14 protein-coding genes are annotated in these 17,653 nt (G+C 64.1%); 6 read left to right on the top strand and 8 right to left on the bottom strand.

Annotated features, from left to right (window positions below; translation table 11 throughout):
• Positions 1-44 precede the first annotated feature (44 nt).
• Complete coding sequence (locus H7A19_06620; GenBank protein MCP5474500.1) at positions 45-3,356, bottom strand: hypothetical protein; 3,312 nt, start codon at positions 3,354-3,356, stop codon at positions 45-47.
• 233 nt (positions 3,357-3,589) lie between these two features.
• Between H7A19_06620 and H7A19_06615 the strand changes: the two genes are divergently transcribed.
• A complete protein-coding gene (locus H7A19_06615; protein ID MCP5474499.1) occupies positions 3,590-4,906 on the top strand; it encodes an APC family permease in 1,317 nt (438 codons plus the stop codon).
• Here H7A19_06615 and H7A19_06610 read toward each other — a convergent pair.
• Positions 4,891-5,181, bottom strand: a complete 291-nt coding sequence (locus tag H7A19_06610) for a hypothetical protein (protein ID MCP5474498.1) — start codon at positions 5,179-5,181, stop codon at positions 4,891-4,893. The genes H7A19_06615 and H7A19_06610 overlap by 16 nt on opposite strands.
• A 451-nt stretch (positions 5,182-5,632) precedes the next feature.
• On the opposite strand from H7A19_06610, the gene H7A19_06605 reads away from it, so the two are divergent.
• Positions 5,633-6,004, top strand: coding sequence for a hypothetical protein (locus H7A19_06605; GenBank protein MCP5474497.1), 372 nt, complete (start codon positions 5,633-5,635; stop codon positions 6,002-6,004).
• A gap of 3 nt (positions 6,005-6,007) precedes the next feature.
• Positions 6,008-6,850: an MBL fold metallo-hydrolase gene (locus H7A19_06600; GenBank protein ID MCP5474496.1), complete on the top strand. Its 843-nt coding sequence runs from the start codon at positions 6,008-6,010 to the stop codon at positions 6,848-6,850.
• A gap of 155 nt (positions 6,851-7,005) precedes the next feature.
• Here the strand turns inward: H7A19_06600 and H7A19_06595 are convergent, their stop codons facing one another.
• The 3 genes from H7A19_06595 to nhaC all read right to left on the bottom strand — a co-directional run bounded on the left by H7A19_06595 (position 7,006) and on the right by nhaC (position 10,559).
• Entirely contained in the window at positions 7,006-7,743 is a 738-nt protein-coding gene (locus H7A19_06595; GenBank protein MCP5474495.1) for an HAD family hydrolase, read from the bottom strand.
• On the bottom strand, positions 7,740-8,675 hold the full coding sequence (locus H7A19_06590) for an aminotransferase class IV (protein ID MCP5474494.1): 936 nt from the start codon (positions 8,673-8,675) through the stop codon (positions 7,740-7,742). The genes H7A19_06595 and H7A19_06590 overlap by 4 nt, the downstream gene beginning before the upstream one ends.
• A gap of 396 nt (positions 8,676-9,071) precedes the next feature.
• Positions 9,072-10,559 carry a Na+/H+ antiporter NhaC gene (gene nhaC / locus H7A19_06585; GenBank protein MCP5474493.1) on the bottom strand — a complete coding sequence of 496 codons (1,488 nt, stop codon included), beginning with the start codon at positions 10,557-10,559 and terminating at the stop codon, positions 9,072-9,074.
• A gap of 275 nt (positions 10,560-10,834) precedes the next feature.
• Here nhaC and H7A19_06580 point away from each other — a divergent pair, with 275 nt between their 5' ends.
• Together H7A19_06580 and H7A19_06575 are read left to right on the top strand one after the other, a co-directional pair.
• The gene (locus H7A19_06580; protein ID MCP5474492.1) at positions 10,835-11,752 is read left to right on the top strand and encodes an N-acyl homoserine lactonase family protein; all 918 of its coding nucleotides are present in this window, start codon (positions 10,835-10,837) and stop codon (positions 11,750-11,752) included.
• 188 nt (positions 11,753-11,940) lie between these two features.
• Complete coding sequence (locus H7A19_06575; protein MCP5474491.1) at positions 11,941-13,551, top strand: amidohydrolase family protein; 1,611 nt, start codon at positions 11,941-11,943, stop codon at positions 13,549-13,551.
• Between the two features lie 24 nt (positions 13,552-13,575).
• Here the strand turns inward: H7A19_06575 and lepB are convergent, their stop codons facing one another.
• Entirely contained in the window at positions 13,576-14,397 is an 822-nt protein-coding gene (gene lepB, locus H7A19_06570) for a signal peptidase I (protein ID MCP5474490.1), read from the bottom strand.
• Positions 14,398-14,576: 179 nt separating this feature from the next.
• Here lepB and H7A19_06565 point away from each other — a divergent pair, with 179 nt between their 5' ends.
• On the top strand, positions 14,577-15,926 hold the full coding sequence (locus H7A19_06565; protein MCP5474489.1) for a chloride channel protein: 1,350 nt from the start codon (positions 14,577-14,579) through the stop codon (positions 15,924-15,926).
• 134 nt (positions 15,927-16,060) lie between these two features.
• Here H7A19_06565 and H7A19_06560 read toward each other — a convergent pair whose 3' ends face one another.
• Both H7A19_06560 and H7A19_06555 read right to left on the bottom strand, forming a co-directional pair.
• Entirely contained in the window at positions 16,061-16,624 is a 564-nt protein-coding gene (locus tag H7A19_06560; protein MCP5474488.1) for a DNA-3-methyladenine glycosylase I, read from the bottom strand.
• Between the two features lie 55 nt (positions 16,625-16,679).
• Positions 16,680-17,621, bottom strand: a complete 942-nt coding sequence (locus H7A19_06555) for a helix-turn-helix transcriptional regulator (GenBank protein MCP5474487.1) — start codon at positions 17,619-17,621, stop codon at positions 16,680-16,682.
• Positions 17,622-17,653: the final 32 nt, after the last annotated feature.

The raw sequence follows: 17,653 nt of genomic DNA, 5'->3' as shown, positions 1-17,653 counted from the left end.
GGCCACAACGGCCTGCCCGGACATGTCATCAGCTCATTCAGATCTTACTGGCAGATCTGCACCTGCGTACCAAACACCAGACGCTGTATCGCCTTGCTCTGGGTCACGCCATCGACCACATACCCCAGGGTGCCGGTTTCGCCGTTGCTGAAGCTGAGCGTGACATCGCCCACCTCGGGCACCGGGAAGGGCGTGACATTGCCCATCGGCGGCGTGGTGTAGGGCGTGCCTGATGCGGTGCGGTTGAGACGGCCGCTGTAGCTGCCATCGGCTTGTCGGGTCAGCACCGAGGTCAACCACTGTGGCTGCCCGTCGTCGGCATAGGTATACCAGGCCAGGAAGATCAGATTGCCCTGATTGAGGATGCTCAGGCCCCAGCCGCTCTCGTTCGGGTTCCACCACAGATCGGTGAAGTTGGTGGCATTGGTGCGGGGCTCGCTGCTGAAGTTGCAGACCAGCGGGCTGGCCGATAGCGGCAGCGGCTGCAGGGCGCGGCGCTGGTTGGCGGCACCGGTGGGCGTGAAGCCGAAATCGAGCTGGCCGTTGGCGCCGAAGACCAGATCCACTTCGCCCAGCGGCATGTTGGAAGTAGATGCCGGCGATCCGTTGATCTGCGCCAGCGGCGTGCCGGTGTTGAGCAGGTAGTTGCCGCGATAACTGCCATCAGCCTGGCGGGTGGTGGCGGCGGTGTACCAGGTGGGGCGGCCGTCCGGGTTGTAGGTGTACCAGATCGCCACCACGGTGTTGTCCTGATGGGTCACGGCTACGCCGTAGCCGGCGTTGTCCGGGTTGTAGTAGATCGCCGTGTAGTTGGCATTGGCCGGTGCGGAACCACTCAGGTCGGTGCGCCAGACGCTGCGGCCGTAGGTGCCGGCCACCAGGATGTTGGTGGTGGCATTGACCGCCAGCGTGCTGACGCCGGCATTGGGCAATCCGCCGGTCATCCTGGCCCAGCTGCCGCCGCCATCCAGACTGATGAACACGCCGGTGTCGGTGCCGGCGTAGATCTCGTCGGCAGCGCCCGGGTTGATGGCCAGTGCGTTGACCGGCACATCCGGCAGGTTGGCTGAGACATCGGTCCAGCTGGCACCGGCGTCGGTGGTCTTGAAGATGTGCCCCGGCGTTGAAGGCGTGGTGTCATTGAAGCCGGAGAAACCGACATAGGCGGTGTTGGGATCGGTGGGGCTGATGGCGATGGCGCTGGCATAACGCCCCGGCAGCGGTGCCTTGTTGATCTGGGCAAATCCGGCGGCATTGCTGCGCGCCACGCTGCCGTCCGAAGCCACGGTGTAGATCACCGACGTATCCGACCGGGCGATCGCGATCTGGGTGATGTAGGCCTCGGGGTTGGTGGCGAGCGCCGGGCTGATGGCGGTCCAGGTCTGAGCGCCGTCGGCGGTGCGCCATACCCGGCTGGTGCCGGCGTAGAGGATCTCCGGGTTGACCGGATCCATGACGAAGGGCGCAATGAAGGCCACCGGTTCATTGGCTTCCTTGGGCACCTGGGTGATGGCCGCGTTATTGGTCTCGCCGCCGTTGTCGGACTTGCTCAGCGACAGATTGGTCGCTGAGGAATAGACGATCTGCGGATTGGCATGATTGACGGCCGAGTAGCCGCCATCGCCACCGCCGATTTCGGTCCAGACATTGCTGTCGGTGCGGCGGGTGGTGCCGTTGTCCTGGTTGCCGGTATAGAGGATCTCGCGATTGCTCGGATGCAGCGACACATGGTAGGGCTGCAGCGTGGCCAGCGTGCCGCCGATCGAGGTCCAGGTGGCACCGTTGTCGGCCGATCGATAGATGCCGCCATCGTTGCCGCTGTAGATCACGCCCTGGCTGTTGGGATCGAAGAGAACCACATGGTGATCGACATGCAACGGACCGCCGCCGGTGTTGTTGGCACCGACCTGGGTGAAAGTGGCGCCGCCATCGGTGCTTCGATAGGAGCCAACACCGGCATAGAAAACATCACTCACATTGAAAGGATTGACCGCCACGGCATTGTCGTAGCCACATTGCTTTTCGCAATAGAGCTGAAAACTGGCCGCATTGACCTCTTCCGGAATGGTGGTGGCCAGCGGCGTGCTCCAACTGCTGCCGCCGTCGCTGCTGTTCTGCAGCACGACATCGCCGCCGACCTTGCCGCCGATGTAGACGCGATTGCCGTCCGGCGATACGCCGATCGCCAGGCGCTCCACTTCGGCGCCATTGACCGCGCTGGTCAGATGCGTCCAGGTCGCACCACCATCAGTGGACTTGTAAAGCCCGTTGGCTGCACCCACGCCGGTGGCCGAGTGATACATGATGTTGAAATTGGCCCCGGCCACGGCCAGGCCGGAACAGAAGTTGTTCTGGGTCTGAGTAAAGGTCTGTCCGCCATCGGTGGAGCGGTAAACACCGCCAACATCGCCCCTGGGCGAGGCCGAAGCACCGAGAAAATTGCCTGCCAGAGCGCAAGCGACCACGACATTGCCATCCGGCGATACCGCCAGCCCGGCAATGGAACCCCGATTGAACTCGTTGGCGCCGATGACCGTCCAGCTGGCGCCGGCATCGGTGCTCTTGAGGATGCCGACGCCGTAGTAGCTGCCGTTGCCTTCGCCGGTGCCGGCATAGAACACATTGGGATTGCTCGGATCAATCGCCACTGCGCCGATGGCCAGCGAGGGTTGCGAGTCGGTCAGCGCGGTCCAACTGGCGCCAGCATCGCTGCTCAGCCAGACGCCGCCGGTCGCGGTACCCAGCAGCAATCGATTGGAATTGGTGGGGTCGATCGCCAGCGCGCGCACGCGGCCGCTCATCTGACCCCAGGTGGGTTCGATGCGCGAATTGAATCCAACCGGGCCGACCAGCGTCCACGGACTGGCGCTGCTGGCCTTGTCACGACCACGGAACTCGGCGACCTTTTCGGTCTGCGCCAGTGCACGCTGACGGGCCCCGGCCGGAATCTGATCCAGCGGGTAGGCGCGCTGCCTGTAGAACCAGTCTGCGCGTTTGGCCGGACCGCCGGCGGGTTCGCGTCTGGCCTTGCCGGTGGCGGGCGCTGCGCTGGCGGCCGGGGCTTCCGACGCAGGCAGCAGCTGGTTGATCACCGCATCTGTCGCAAATGGCGCGGGCTTCACCCAGCCACCGCCGGCCGAACGGGCGGCCGCGATCATCGACCAGTCCCCCGATGGGCGGGCGGTTGCTGCCGCCAGCGGCAGGGCTGCAACCAGGCCGAGGGTGAGGGCGATCAGCCGCCTGCCGCTATTGCCGATTCGGGTCTGATCAGACCTGGAGAAAATCCCCGTTTGCGGGCTGGTCCCCAGGGCCACGGTCGCTGCCCGCTCATCCTCTGTGTGACGAGGCTTGTTCAAGGCTGATCTCCCCATTCATCCGGCTCGAATTGGCCGTGGAACACCTTAACTCTCCTGGCCATTGCCACCTAGATAACGGGACGATCAATTACATGTGCACGCGGGTGCCGGTCCGCCCAGGCCGATGTTCCTGGTCCCGGAAACCTGACCCTTCGGGTCGATGGCAGTTTGCGTCGCCCCGATGATTGCGCGAGTCTCGACCATCGCGACCGTGCCGAGGGCAACGCCCAGTGATGCGCAGATCAAGCCGCGCCGATGCCGACCAGGAGCCGCTGGCTCGTCAGCTCTCTGTCTGGGGCCTGTGGTTGCTGATGATCAACGGCATGATCGGCGCCGGCATCTTCGGCGTGCCGGCTGCCACGGAATCGCTGGCAGGCGTTTTCAGTCCCTGGATCTATCTGATCTGCGCGCTGCTGATTGCGCCGGTGATGCTGTGTTTCTGTCAATTGGCCAGCGCCTCTCGCGGCACTGGCGGCCCGATGCTGTATGCCCGCGTCGCCTTTGGGCCGATGGCTGGATTTCAGGCCGGCTGGGCCTTCTACGTGGCCCGGCTGACGGCCTTCGCGGCGAATCTGAATCTGCTGGTAGTGTCTCTGGGCTATTTCTGGCCGCAATCGCAGGGGCCCGCCACCCGTCTGGCCTTGTTGCTCGGCATTTCGGTGCTGCTGATCTGGCTCAACGTGGCCGGTGCGCGCGCTGCGATGCGCTCGCTGGGGGCGCTGACCGTGCTCAAGCTGCTGCCGCTGATCGCGCTGGCACTGTGGGGCGCGGTCTCGCTGGATCTGGCACTGATGGAGACCGTGTCGGGGCCGCCGCCGCTGACCGATCTGGGCGCGGCTCTGCTGCTGGTGATCTACGCCTATGTCGGCTTCGAATCCGGGCTGGTGCCCGCAGGCGAAGCGCGCCGCCCTGAGATTGACATGCCCAGAGCCCTGCTCTGGGCGCTGATCACCTGCGCACTGCTGTACGCGCTGATCCATGTGGCTGCACAGCACTTGGTGCCTGATCTGGCGACAGCCCCGCGTCCGCTGGTTCAGGCTGGGCAGGCCTGGCTGGGCCCGGTCGGTGGCGCGCTGGTGATGCTGGGCCTGCTGGCCTCGGTCGGCGGCAATCTGCTGGGCTCGATGTTCTCCACTTCGCGCATCAGCTATCGACTGGGTCTGGATGCTCAGCTGCCAGCCTGGTTTGCCCAGGTGCATCCACGCTGGCAGACGCCTGCCAACTCGGTAATCTGCTACGGGCTGGCCTCATTCGTACTGGCAGCCAGCGGCAGTTTTGTCTGGCTGGCCGTGCTCAGCGTGTGCATCCGCCTGCTGCTCTACCTGCTGTGCCTGTGCTCGATGCCCGCCGCCGAGCGACTGGCGGGATTCGAACCTGGATACCTGCGATTGCCCGGCGGCCCGACGCTGCGCTGGCTCGCGGTTTTCGTGTGTCTGGGTCTGATGACCCAGATCAGCCTGGCTTCGGTGCTGGGGACCCTGGCATTGCTGCTGGTGGGGTCCGGGCTCTATGGGCTGGCCCGGCGCAGTTCCAATCAGAAGCGGGCCTGATCGGCCAGCGGCACTCGCGTCTGGCGCATGAAGGCCTCGAAGGCACCCACTCGCCGGGCGCAGCCGGTGGGCTGTTTCTGCAAGAGCTGACGCCGGTAGGGCAGCAGCGCCAGCAGCGGCAACAGGCCTGCCCAGAACCAGGGTTGAGCCAGCCAACCCACATCAGCCACGATTGCAGCCGGCGTTAGCAGGCTGAGCAAGGCCATGCCGATCCAGATCCGCAAGGCGGCACGCAGGCGCGCCGGCAGCGTCGCAATGCGATCAGGCGTGGTCATGCGGGATTCTCCTCAAGTCCATGGGTTTGCTTGCCCGCGACATCCGTTTCGCGGGCAAGGTCGGCCGAGCGTCTGGGCAGTGGGCAGATGTCTCGGCTTTCGGAGCTGACAAGAGCACGGTTCATGCCAAACAAGATCGCCGTGAATTCGCCGCAGAATCCTGCGTTTTCGGCTTCCCTAGGGCACTGAAGTCCTACGCATCGGTCCGATTGCGGCAGGACCTGACCCTGCGGGTAAGCATCAACAACTGCGAACTGCGGCTCGGTTTCCGAGCGCAGATTCGGTGTCGGAGTCGCCTCGCGGCAGCGCGTTTCGCTTCCGGAAACGGGACAATCCCGTGAAACGTCAGTAAGCTTGCGGCAGCAAGTCGACGCGCCCGCCTACTTTTCGCAGGTGAGCGTTTCCGCCGAAGCTGGATGCAAGGAGACTGGCCATCGCGTCACAGAAACCCATGCAGCTGATCCTGGCACGTCAGCTCGCCAGCTGTCTGGCGATGCCGATCGTGATCGTCGATGCCAGGGGCGCGCTGATCTACTGGAATGAGCCGGCCGAGTTGTTGCTTGGCATCCGCTTCGAGGAAAGCGGCGAGATTCCGGCGGAAGAATGGCAACAGCAGTTCGCCGTGACTGACGGTGACCGCCAGCTGATTCCGCAGAGCGAATGGCCGCTCGTCATTGCGCTGACCCAACACAAGCCGGTGGCGCGAACCATCTGGGTGATCGGGCCGGATGGCACCTGGCGCAACGTCAACTGGACCTCGGTGCCCCTGATTGCCCAGGGAGGCGAGTTCCTGGGCGTGCAAAGCGTGTTCTGGGAGATCTGAAGCGTGCAGATCAAGCTCTGGGGCACGCGCGGATCGCTGGCCACGCCCGGGCCCGATACGGCCCGCTACGGTGGCAATACCTCCTGCGTCTGCGTGGTCGGTGCCGAAGGCACGGTGCTGGTGCTCGATGCCGGGACCGGCATCCGCAGGCTCGGCGCGCGCTTGCCCGAATCGCTTAAACGGGTCGACATCCTGTTGACCCATCTGCACATGGATCACGTGCAGGGCCTGGGCTTCTTCGCGCCACTGTATCGCCCCGGTTTCGATGTGCATATCTGGGGCCCGGCCAGCGCCACGATGAACCTGCAGGCGCGGCTGATGCGCTATCTGTCACCGCCGCTGTTTCCGGTGCACCTGAGCGAACTGCCGTGCGAGCTGAGCTTCCACGAAGTGCCTTGTGGTCGCGTCGAGATCGGCGAATTCCAGGTCGAGTCCGGCATGGTCTGCCATCCCGGGCCGACGGTGGGTTACCGGATCAGGGCTGCCAACGGCAAGGTACTGACCTATATGCCGGACCATGAGCCGGCCCTGGGCAATCCTGATTTTCCCAGCTTGCCGCGTGATTGGACCTCCGGTGCGGATCTGGCGACGGGCGCCGATCTGCTGATCCACGACAGCCAGTACAGCGGCGCCGAATATCCGAGACATCACGGTTGGGGACACAGCTCCTTGATCCAGACCATTCGCTACGGCGCGCTGTGCGAGGTCAACCAGCTGGTGACCTTCCACCACGATCCCGACCACAGCGACGAGATTCTCGATCTGATCACCGCGGAGTCCATTGCCGAGGTCAACCCCGGCTACCTGGTCACAGCCGGCTGCGAAGGTGCGGTGTTTACCTTGTGAGCGGGTGCGCCGCGCAATAAGGTGCATGCCGACCGTGGGTCCAGACTTGTCTGGACGCTCTCACGCGGCTCCACCAAGGTAGGAGCGACCTCGCGTCGCGACCGGTGTAACGCCAGCGTGTCGGTCGCGCCACAAGGGCGCTCCTACGGGTGGCGTCAATCGGCTCGCAACCGGCGTTGTCGCAGACTCGCGTACAGGTCGCTGCACTCGGCAACCACCTGTCTGGCCGAGGCATCCAGTTCATCGCGCCGCACGCGCGGCGCCTCGAATCCGGTTGATTTCCACACCGCTGCATACCAATGCGGCGCCCAGACACCGTCGCTGTCGCGTGGCCCGGCCGGCCACTTCAGCATCCGTGGCGTGAAGTCGATCTTCAACAGCGCGCAAAGGGCGCGCAGATGGCCTTCGGGATCCTTGAGAAACTCGCCCGCATCGATGATCGGCGGCGGTCCGGCCTGACTGGCGCTCAATCGTGCATACAGCTCGGTTTGTTGCGGCAGTCCGATTTCCTCGGCGCTGACCGTGCCGCGAGCACGCAGGTAGGAAGCGACCACTTCGGCCGGGTCGCGGATCAGCAGGATGTTGAACAGGCCGTCGATCCAGTCGCGCTCCATCTGCGGCAGCAAATGATGGCACATATGCTTCTGGTACCAGATCGGTGCGCCCCCTGGCGCCGGTCCGAGCAGATCAGCCACCGCCTTGCGCCAGTCACTTTCACCGGCAGCGATGACTTCGTCGCGGGCCGGATGATCGGCGCCGGTGGCGGCCAGATAGTGCGCATACAGCGGTTCATCGCTGACCGCGCAATCGCCACGGTTTTCCCAGGCGCGCATCATGGCGGTGGAGATATTGCGCGGGCCCGACCACATCGCTATCCGCAGCGAGGCGTTCATACCCGGGCTCCGCGCGCAGCCACATCGCGTTGCGCCAGGTCCCGATACAGAGACTGCAATCGTTGGATCATCGGGCGACCGGCAATCGTGGACGAACCCAGCACTCGACCATCGACCTCGGTCACCGGCACCAGACCCGCAAAGGTGCCGGTCACGAAGGCCTCGTCGGCACTGTAGACCTCGGTCAGGCTGAAGTTCTTCTCGCGGGCCGGAATGCCGTTGTCCCGACATAGCTGCAGTACATGACTGCGGGTGATGCCGCCCAGGCAATAGTCGCCGCTGGAGGTCCAGACTTCGCCGCGGCGGACGATGAAGAAATGGGTGGAATTGCAGGTGGCGACAAAACCATGCGGATCCAGCATCAGCGCTTCATCGGCGCCGGCCTGCGCCGCCTGGATGCAGGCGGTGATGCAATTGAGCTTGCTGTGACTGTTGAGCTTGGGATCCTGCACATCCGGATAGCCGCGGCGGACATGCACGGTAAACAGGCGCAGGCCTTTCTCCAGCGTCTCCGGCAACGGATTCTTGTGCTCCGGAATGATCACCACCGTGGCCGGGCCGACGCACACCCGCGGGTCCTGGTAGGGCGTGCGCTTGAGCCCGCGCGACACCATCAGCCGGATGTGCACACCGTCGTGCATGTCATTGGCCTTGAGGGTGTCGTAGATCGCCGCCGTCAGCGCCGCGCGATCCATGCCGATGTCCAGCAGGATCGCTTTGGCACCCTCGTACAAGCGATCCAGATGCGCATCCAGAAACACCGGATGACCGCCGACCACGCGCAGGCCCTCCCAGATACCGTCGCCGAGGATGAAGCCGGAATCAAACACCGACACCGTGGCCTGCGCGCGCGGCAGCAGCGTGCCGTTGACGTAGATCAGAATCTCCGCATTGCGCGGGTCATCGACAAAATCATGCGTGCCCTGGGCCATGTGCGGAATCCGGTGGGGGAAAGCGTCGAGGATAAAGCAGGGGAACGTGGCACGGGGCACGGGGCACGGGGCACGGGAAAGGCTCGCATTCCTGATGCGTCATGGCGAGCCATCTTTTCCCCCGGTGAAATGCCCACAATCCATGAGCCCTCAATGTCATCCCCGCGAAGGCGGGGATCCAGTCCGCTTCACCTGGATTCCCGCTTGCGCGGGAATGACGCGTCTCCTTTGCCGAGCTTCGCCAACAAGTGGTTCATGGGGAGGAGCACAGCGACGAAGCAACGGGCCATGCCGCGGCCGCGCAGGCGCGCGGCCCTCCTCAAGGCCCAATCACGCGAGCCTTTCCCGTGTCCCGTGTCCCGTGTCCCGTGTCCCGTGCCCCGTGCCCCGTGCCCCCTAAGCCCCAGTCGCCTTGTGCACGACTTCGACCCTCGGCTTCAGGTGCAGAATCTTGAAGCCCGCATAAGCCATGCCGGCGGCGATCAGGGGATTGATCAGGTTGAAGAACGCATAGGGCAGATAGTCGACGGTGGCCACGCCCAGCGTGGCGGCCATGTAGGCGCCGCAGGTGTTCCACGGCACCAGCGGCGAGGTCAGCGTGCCGGCATCTTCGAGGGCACGGCTGAGGTTGACCGGATCGAGCCCACGCCGCTGGTATTCCGGCTTGTAGATCTTGCCGGTCAGGACGATGGCGAGGTACTGGTCGGCGGCGACCACATTGGTGCCGATGGCGGTCGCCAGCGTCGCGCTGATCAGGGCACCGGTCGACTTGGCCGCGCGCAGCACGCTGCGGATGATGCGTTCGAGCAAACCAGCGCGTTCCATCACCGAGCCGAAACTCAAGGCGCAGAACACCAGCCAGATGACATTGAGCATGCTGGCCATGCCACCGCGGTTGAGCAGCTTGTCGACGGCCTCGCTGCCGCTTTCACCCGAGTAGCCGGCAAACATCGCCTTCCAGGCACCGGCCAACAGGCCGAGACCCTGTCCAAGCTGCTCGTTGCCAGCCAATCGTAGCGTGGCCTCAGGCTGGAAGATCACGGCAAAGACTGCTCCGACCAGCGCTCCGATGGCGATCGACGGCAGGGCCGGCACCTTTTTCCAGGCCAGGCCCAGCACGATCACCAGCGGCAGCAGCAGATGCAGGCCGGGATTGAACTGCCCGGCTAGGTCCTCGCTCAGACTGCCGAGCACGACATCGCTACTGCTGCCCACGCCACCAATGCCCATCAGCGTAAACAGGACCAGGGCAATGCTGATGCTGGGCAGCGTGGTCCAGGCCATATGGCGGATGTGCGCGAACAATTCGCTGCCAGCGGCCGCCGGTGCCAGGTTGGTGGTATCGGACAGGGGCGACATCTTGTCGCCGAAATAGGCACCGGAAATGATGGCGCCAGCGGTGATCGCCGGGGACATGCCCAAACCACCGGCGATGCCCATCAGGGCCACGCCCAGCGTGCCGGCAATGGTCCAGGAACTGCCGATGGCCAGCGCCACCAGCGCACAGATCAGACAGCTGGCCGCGTAGAAGACCGATGGATGCATCAGCTTCAAGCCGTACTGGACCAGCGTCGGCACCGTGCCGCAGAGCATCCAGGTGCCGATCAATGCGCCCACGGCCAGCAGGATGAAGATCGCACCGGTGCCCACCGATACGCCGTGCACGATGGCTTCCTGGACATCGTCCCAGGCCATGCCCTGGCGCAGGCCGATCAGCGCCGCCATGCCCATCGCCAGCAGCAATGCGATCTGGTTGGGGCCGTAGGATGAATCTTCGCCGAAGATGTGGACCGACAGCGCCAGCATCAGCATCAAGGCGAGCAGCGGCATCCACGCCAGCCACAAGGGCACCTCGCGCAGATTCAGTTCTTTGGCATCCTGCATGGTGCGCTCCCCCGGTTTGGATGGGTCCGAAGTCTAGCCCGCCTGTTTCACGAGGTCGCGGGGAAATGATCTGCGCTCATCGCGCAGACGGGCAGAGTCGTGATCCTGTCCACGCAGGAACGCTGCACCCTCCGTTTTTCACCAACGCGGTCACCGCCCGGGCGATGCCACAGGGCTCGAAGTGCCCGACCGACGCCTGCCGTGCCATTGATTCTCGTAGGATCCGCCCACGCCTGTGCGCGCACGCTGCTGTCCCCTGCTGCCGGAGAACCTCGATGAGAATTGCCTTTCTGCTGTCTGCTTGCCTGACGCTGGCTGCCTGTTCCAGCTCCGAGGATGCCGCCCAGGCGCCGACCGAAGCGCCCAAGGCCGACGTTGCTGCGACCGAAGTGACCGTCCCAGCGGCACCGACCGGTCCCGCGGTGCAGATCTACGCCATGAATTGTGGCGACATGGCTTTCTCGGACGTTGATCTCTTTGCCGACGATGGCTCGATGAAAGGCGTGACCCGTGACTTCGTCGATCCGTGCTACCTGATCCGTCACCCGGCTGGTGATCTGATCTGGGATACCGGCGTGCCCGAAGGCATTGCCGACATGCCCGATGGACTGCGTCCGGAGGGTTTTCCGGTACATATCGTGGTCAAGAAGAAGCTCAGCGCGCAGCTGGCCGAGCTCGGTCTGACTCCGGCCGACATCGAATTCCTGTCCTTCTCGCACCTGCATTTTGATCACACCGGAAACGGCAGTCTGTTCGCGGCTTCCACCTGGATCGTCGATGCCGACGAGCGTGCCGCGATGTTCGACGACGCTGCCCGCGGCAAACCCGAATTCGCCGCCTACAGCGCGTTGGAAAACGCCAAGACCCTGCTGATCGAAGGCGACGACAACTTTGACGTCTTCGGTGACGACAGCGTGGTGATCTACCAGACACCCGGGCACACGCCGGGCTCCACCACCTTGCTGGTTCGGACTGTTGGCAGCGGCAACGTGCTGCTCACGGGCGACATGTGGCATCTGGCTGAATCGCGCGAGAAGCATCTGGTGCCGTCGTTCAACTTCAATCGCGAGCAGACCCTGGCTTCGATGGACAGCGTCGAGGCACTGGCCACGCTCAACGATGCCCGCGTCGTGCGTCAGCATGTGCCGGAGGATTTTGCGGCGATGCCGGTGTTTCCGGCAGCGCTGCAGTAGTCAGGCGCAACGGAAGCTCAAAGGCAGAAGCGCCGAGTACAACTCGGCGATCCCAGGGGGCTGCCGAGATCGCCGACCTGCAGGCGGCGCTGTGGTTTTGGGCTTCTCCGCGGCCGGCAGCGCAGGGTGCCTTGCGATGGATGCTGAGGCATGATCCACGGTCGATGGCCGAATGCGGAGCGGATCGAATGCGCGGGATGACGATGATGCTGGGGTGGCTGTTGATGGGATCGCTGCCGCCATGCGATGCGGTAGCCGCCAGCAACGATTCGAAGCCACCGGCGGTCACTCCGGCGCCAGCCCGCGCCGAGGGCGAAGGTCCCTACACCCAGCTGATCCTGCGTGGTGTCATCGTGATCAACGGCACCGGCAGTCCGGCCTTCGGACCGGCCGATGTGGTCATCGAAGGCAATCGCATCGTCGCCGTGCAATCGGTGGGCGCGCCGGGATCGCCGATCAAGGCTGACAATCGTCCGAAGTTGAAAAGTGGCGGCCGCGAAATGGACCTCGGCGGCCATTACGTCATGCCTGGACTGGTAGATCTGCACGGGCATATCGGTGGCGAGGAGCAGGGCGTGCCGGCCGAGTACGTCTACAAGCTGTGGATGGGCCATGGCATCACCAGCATTCGTGATCCCGGTTGTTTCAACGGTATCGACTGGTGCGTCAGCGAACAGCATCGCAGCGAGAAGAATCAGATCACGGCGCCGCGAATCTTTCCCTATGCCTACTTCGGTCAGGGGCGCGAGGCGCCGATGACCACGCCTGAGCAGGCGCGCCAGTGGGTGCGTGAGGTCAAGGCCAAAGGCGCGCTCGGCATGAAGTGTTTCGGCTACCGCCCCGACATCCTCGAAGCGGCCTTCGACGAGTTGAAGAAGCAGGGCATGCAAAGCGCCTGTCATCACGCCCAGCTCAACGTCTCGCAGGTCAACGTGCTGACCACCGCACGCTGGGGCCTGACCACCATGGAGCACTGGTACGGTTTGCCCGAGGCGCTGTTCGATGACCGCACCGTGCAGGACTATCCGGCCGCCTACAACTACAACAACGAGGCCGATCGCTTCGGTCAGGCCGGACGTCTGTGGGCCCAGGCCGCACCGAAGGGCAGCAAGAAGTACGAAGCGGTGATGCAGGAATTGCTGGATCTGGATTTCACCCTCGATCCCACCTTCACCATCTACCTCGCCGCGCGCGATCTGATGCGCGCCCGTCGCGCCGACTGGCACGATCAGTACACGCTGCCCTCGCTGTGGGAGTTCTACACGCCCAATCGCGACAACCACGGCAGCTTCTTCTTCGACTGGGGCACCGAAGATGAAGTGGCCTGGCGCCGCAACTATCAACGCTGGATGGAATTCGTCAACGACTACAAGAATCGCGGTGGACGGGTCACCGTCGGCTCGGACTCGGGCTTCATCTATCAGCTATACGGTTTCGGCACCATCCAGGAACTGGAACTGCTGCGTGAGGCCGGCTTCCATCCGCTGGAGGTGCTGCGCTCTGCCACGCTCAATGGCGCCGAAGTGCTGCGCGCCAGCGATCGCATGGGTTCGATCGAGCCCGGCAAGCTCGCCGACATCGCCGTGCTCGAAGAGAATCCGCTGGCCAATCTGAAAACGCTCTACGGCACCGGCCACATCCAGCTGGATGACGAGGGCAAGCTGCATCGCGTTGGTGGCGTGCAATACACCATCAAGGACGGCATCGTCTTCGACGCCCGCGCGCTGCTCGCCGACGTGCGCAAGATGGTGGCCGACGAAAAGGCTGCACGCGGGATCACGGTGTTGCAGCAGCCGTAGCCGGTTCAGATTTCACTGCCACTATCATCTGCCTTGTTTGGCCTGGGCGGCACCGGCAAAGGCTTGGCCTTGATCGAAGCCGGGATCGATTCCGGTCCGCTCGTCTCGTTGCGCATGGATGATCCATGTCGGGAAGGCCCTGATGTTCGCCACGGGAACTGGGCCAAACACGCGCCCATCCTCAGAGTTGTCGCGATTGTCTCCCATGGTCAGGACAGTTCCCGCCGGCACAACCACAGGCCCGAAGTTTCGGAAGTTCACGGCGCGTGGTGATCGGTGTGTAGACAGATAGGGCTCATCGATACGGACGCCGTTGACCCAGAGGACCCCATCGATCAACTGCACGCGATCACCTTCCAAACCAACAATTCTCTGGACGTAGACGATCGAGGGCCGATGCGGTGGAACAAGGACCGCTGCTCGGCCTCGCCGGATCAGACCGGCGTGGATTGGGCGGTCATCGGTCAGGATCAGATCGCCGGGCAGCAAGGTGGGCGCCATGGACATGGATGGAATGGTGTAAAGATTGAAGCCGAGCAACAATGGTCCGAGGAAAACACGCAGTGCCAGGTAAGCTGGAATAGCCAGCAGCATGATCCAGCCATGCGCATAGGGCCGGGAGCGACCGCGGGATCTGAAGTTGAGGATCAGTGCGTCGCCTTCGATAACAAGCAGCCCGAACACCATTACGCCTGCCATTGCCAACAAGCCAGATGGCTCATGGATCACGCCGCTCCAGCCCATGCTTGCAGCTGCAGCCAGCAGCCCGCCTGCAAGGATGCACCCACGCAAGGCATGGCCTATCCAGAGATGCGCCAGTGGCGGAAACAGGGTCAGCAGCAGCAAGAGCCAGGGATTGCGGCGTTGAGGCGAGACGGGAGAAGTCGACATCGGAGCTTCGATCGTGCAGAAGCCTCAAGTCTATCCGGTCCTCGGCGTCCGGCCGCGGAAAAGGTGTATCGGTGCGCTCGCGGGCAATCACGCTGGCGGTCTTGCGCCTGACGTCCGAGTAGCGACAATGGGGCATGGATCAACCTGCCCCCCTTCCCATCGACGATCACCATGTGCTGCTCTCGCCGCAACTGTGGAAGCGGCGGATCGCGCTCTGGTGCGGCGCGGTGCTGGTGGCGCTGGCGGCCATTCTGTTCGCGCGTGCCAGCGACTACAGCTACGAGTGGTTCAAGCACCTGTTGGCGCAGTCGCGCTACTGGCCGCTCATCGTTACTCCCATCGGCTTTGCACTGCTCGCCTGGCTGACCCATGGCGCGCTACGCTCGACGCGCGGCAGTGGTATACCGCAGGTCATCGCGGCCATGAATCGCGATCACGATGTACCTTTCCGCGATCGGCTGGTGGCATTGCCAGTGGCCGCGGGCAAGCTGGTGCTGACACTGGTGGCGATGATCGTGGGCGCTTCGGTGGGTCGCGAAGGCCCCACGGTGCACGTCGGCGCCGGCATCATGGCCTGGTTGGCGCAGCGCTTCGGCTACCGCGATCCGGCCTCGATCTCGCGCTTCGCGCTGGCCGGCGGTGCTGCCGGTATCGCTGCCGCATTCAACGCGCCCTTGGCCGGGGTCATGTTTGCCATCGAGGAACTGGCCTCGGCCTACGAGCACCGCTTCAGCGGCGCGCTGCTGACGGCGGTGATGATCGCCGGCGTGGTGTCGCTGGGACTGGTGGGCAACTACGCCTACTTCGGACAGATGTCGATCAGTCTGCCGCTCGGGCAGAGCTGGTTCGCGGTGCTGCTGACGGGCATCGTCGGCGGTCTGGCGGGGGGCTTGTTCGCCAGTTCGATCCTGCGCGTTGCCAGCGGACTCCCCGGTATCCTGGGGCATTTTCGAATCGCTGCGCCGGCCACCTTTGCCGCTGTCTGCGGACTGTTGCTGGCCTTGATCGGCATTGCCAGCGGCGACTCGGTCTACGGCACCGGCTATGAGGAAGCGCGCGCCATCCTCGCCGGTGACAGTTCGATCACGGTCTGGTTCGGCCTGGAGAAATGGTTGGCCAATGCCGTCAGCTATGCGGCGGGCATACCCGGCGGCATCTTCTCTCCGGCTCTCGCAGTGGGCGCCGGGCTGGGATCGAATCTGGCGCAACTGATGCCTGGCACCGATCCCACCGCCGTGATCCTGCTCGGCATGTCCGCCTATCTGGCCGGCGTCACCCAGGCCCCGCTGACCTCGGCCGTGATCTCGATGGAGCTCACCAACAACCACAACTTCGTGCTGCCGATCATGGCCTCCTGCCTGATCGGCCGCGCCTTCTCCTCGGTAGTGTGCAAGACGCCCGTGTATCGAGCCTTTGCCGAGCGGCTGGTGGCCGAGCGCAAGCAGGAGTTAGTGTTGGCGGAGCAGGTTCCAGCGAGCAAGTAGGTCACGTTGGCCGCGCAGCGGCCTACGTGACACGCAGGCTGCGACTTGGCCCGCGGTGCCGCGTAACGGCTCATCGGGGCTATCGGCGTCATTTCCCGGACAGCGCTGCGCGCAGTTCGGGCTACAACGGCCACTCAATCGGAACGGTAGCGATGGCAGCCCAGCATATGGTCATCGACCATGCCCACGGCTTGCATGAAGGCATAGATGATGGTGCTGCCGACAAACTTGAAGCCGCGCTTGCGCAAGTCCTTGCTCAAGCGATCTGACAGTTCCGTTCGCGCCGGCACTTCGCTGCTGCTTTGAGGTCGATTGACGATGGGCTGGCCGCCAACGAAGGACCACAGGTAGCTGTCCAGACTGCCCTGACTGGCTTGCAGCGCCAGCGCGGCGCGCGCGTTGCTGCGTACCGACCAGACCTTGAGGCGATTACGGACGATGCCGGGATCGAGCAGCATCTGCTCAAGGGTGTCGTCGTCGAGCGCGGCAAGCCGCGGCAGATCGTAGTCCAGAAACACTCGTGCATAGCCCGCGCGCTTGGCCAGCACCGTGCGCCAGCTCAATCCCGCCTGCGCGCCTTCCAGCGTCAGAAACTCGAACAAGGTGCGCTCATCGTGCACTGGTACGCCCCATTCGCGATCGTGGTATTCGGCTTCGAGATCCGAGTTTGTCGCCCAAATGCAGCGTTGGATGGTCATGGGGGTAATTGGGAAAACGGGACGACGATCGATACTAACGCCAACCCGTTGCTCGTCAGAGATCGGGTTTGCTGGCTGCATCCGTCGTCGTGTCAGCAGCGGGTGGCGCGATGCCTGGCATCGGCACCGATCTCAGCGTGGCATCACCCCGTTGCTTGGCGTGCAGATACTGGCCAGGCGTGATGCCGGTCATGGCCCGAAACTCGCGGATGGCGTGCGGCTGGTCGGCGAAAGGGATGGGCTGGTCAGCAAATTCATCGCCTTCCCAGGGTTGGGCGTGCAGCTGCTTGAGCATGCGATCCACGCGTATCGCGCGTTGATAGCGTTTGGGACTAACGCCCAGGCGCTGCTCGAACACCCGTCGAAACTGTCGCTCCGACAATCCCGCAATGGCGGCCGCATCCGCCACCGAGCGGCCTTCACCGGTGGCGAGCACGTTCAACGCAGCGCTCAGGGCATCGTCTGGCTGCAGCGCAGGCTTGAGGTAGTCGTGCAGATGCTCGGCTGCGCGCTGGCGCCAGGCGTCAAAGTTCTCGTCCGGTATCAGGGCCAACTGCTCGGCCAGGCCGCGGTGATGCTCCCGCAGATCGACCACCTGATTGACCAGTTCAGCGGCAGATCCGGGCCACAGGGCGCGCAGACCCGTTGGCGTCAGGCCCACGGCGTAAACCCGGATGTGGCGCTCGATGTACCCGTAGGCCCAGTTGTAGCGCGGTCCCCAAAGCCCGATGCGAGGCAGGCTGCGCCACGCGGCGCCCTCCGGGTTTTCGCGCACGAAGCACGGGTCGGCCAGAAAGATCTGGATCGACATCCTGGGTTCGGGCAACCAGCGCACGACCTGACCGCCCTGGTGGTCGTTGCGATGGACGAATGCAAAGACATGCCGAGCCAGTCGTGCTGGCGGTGGTTGGATCACCAACGTCGATGCGCCGTCATCGCAAGTGACAGGTTCTGGTGATGGCAGGTGCGGCATGGTCTTGATGTCCGAATTCTTCAATCCCGGATCCCTTCGAGTGCCTAGCATTCAGA

This window comes from Rhodanobacteraceae bacterium (genome assembly GCA_024234055.1).
In the GTDB taxonomy this organism is placed as follows: Bacteria; Pseudomonadota; Gammaproteobacteria; order Xanthomonadales; family SZUA-5; genus JADKFD01.
Note: the sequence above shows the minus strand (reverse complement) of the source record. Positions and strands in the feature narration are given on the sequence as shown.

Bases quoted from the DNA above. Each gene is read 5' to 3' on its own strand.
- H7A19_06615 (MCP5474499.1), top strand. From the start codon at position 3,590: ATGCGCAGATCAAGCCGCGCCGATGCCGACCAGGAGCCGCTGGCTCGT.
- H7A19_06610 (MCP5474498.1), bottom strand. From the start codon at position 5,181: ATGACCACGCCTGATCGCATTGCGACGCTGCCGGCGCGCCTGCGTGCC.
- H7A19_06605 (MCP5474497.1), top strand. From the start codon at position 5,633: ATGCAGCTGATCCTGGCACGTCAGCTCGCCAGCTGTCTGGCGATGCCG.
- H7A19_06595 (MCP5474495.1), bottom strand. From the start codon at position 7,743: ATGAACGCCTCGCTGCGGATAGCGATGTGGTCGGGCCCGCGCAATATC.
- H7A19_06590 (MCP5474494.1), bottom strand. From the start codon at position 8,675: ATGGCCCAGGGCACGCATGATTTTGTCGATGACCCGCGCAATGCGGAG.
- nhaC (MCP5474493.1), bottom strand. From the start codon at position 10,559: ATGCAGGATGCCAAAGAACTGAATCTGCGCGAGGTGCCCTTGTGGCTG.
- H7A19_06580 (MCP5474492.1), top strand. From the start codon at position 10,835: ATGAGAATTGCCTTTCTGCTGTCTGCTTGCCTGACGCTGGCTGCCTGT.
- H7A19_06575 (MCP5474491.1), top strand. From the start codon at position 11,941: ATGCGCGGGATGACGATGATGCTGGGGTGGCTGTTGATGGGATCGCTG.
- H7A19_06565 (MCP5474489.1), top strand. From the start codon at position 14,577: ATGGATCAACCTGCCCCCCTTCCCATCGACGATCACCATGTGCTGCTC.
- H7A19_06560 (MCP5474488.1), bottom strand. From the start codon at position 16,624: ATGACCATCCAACGCTGCATTTGGGCGACAAACTCGGATCTCGAAGCC.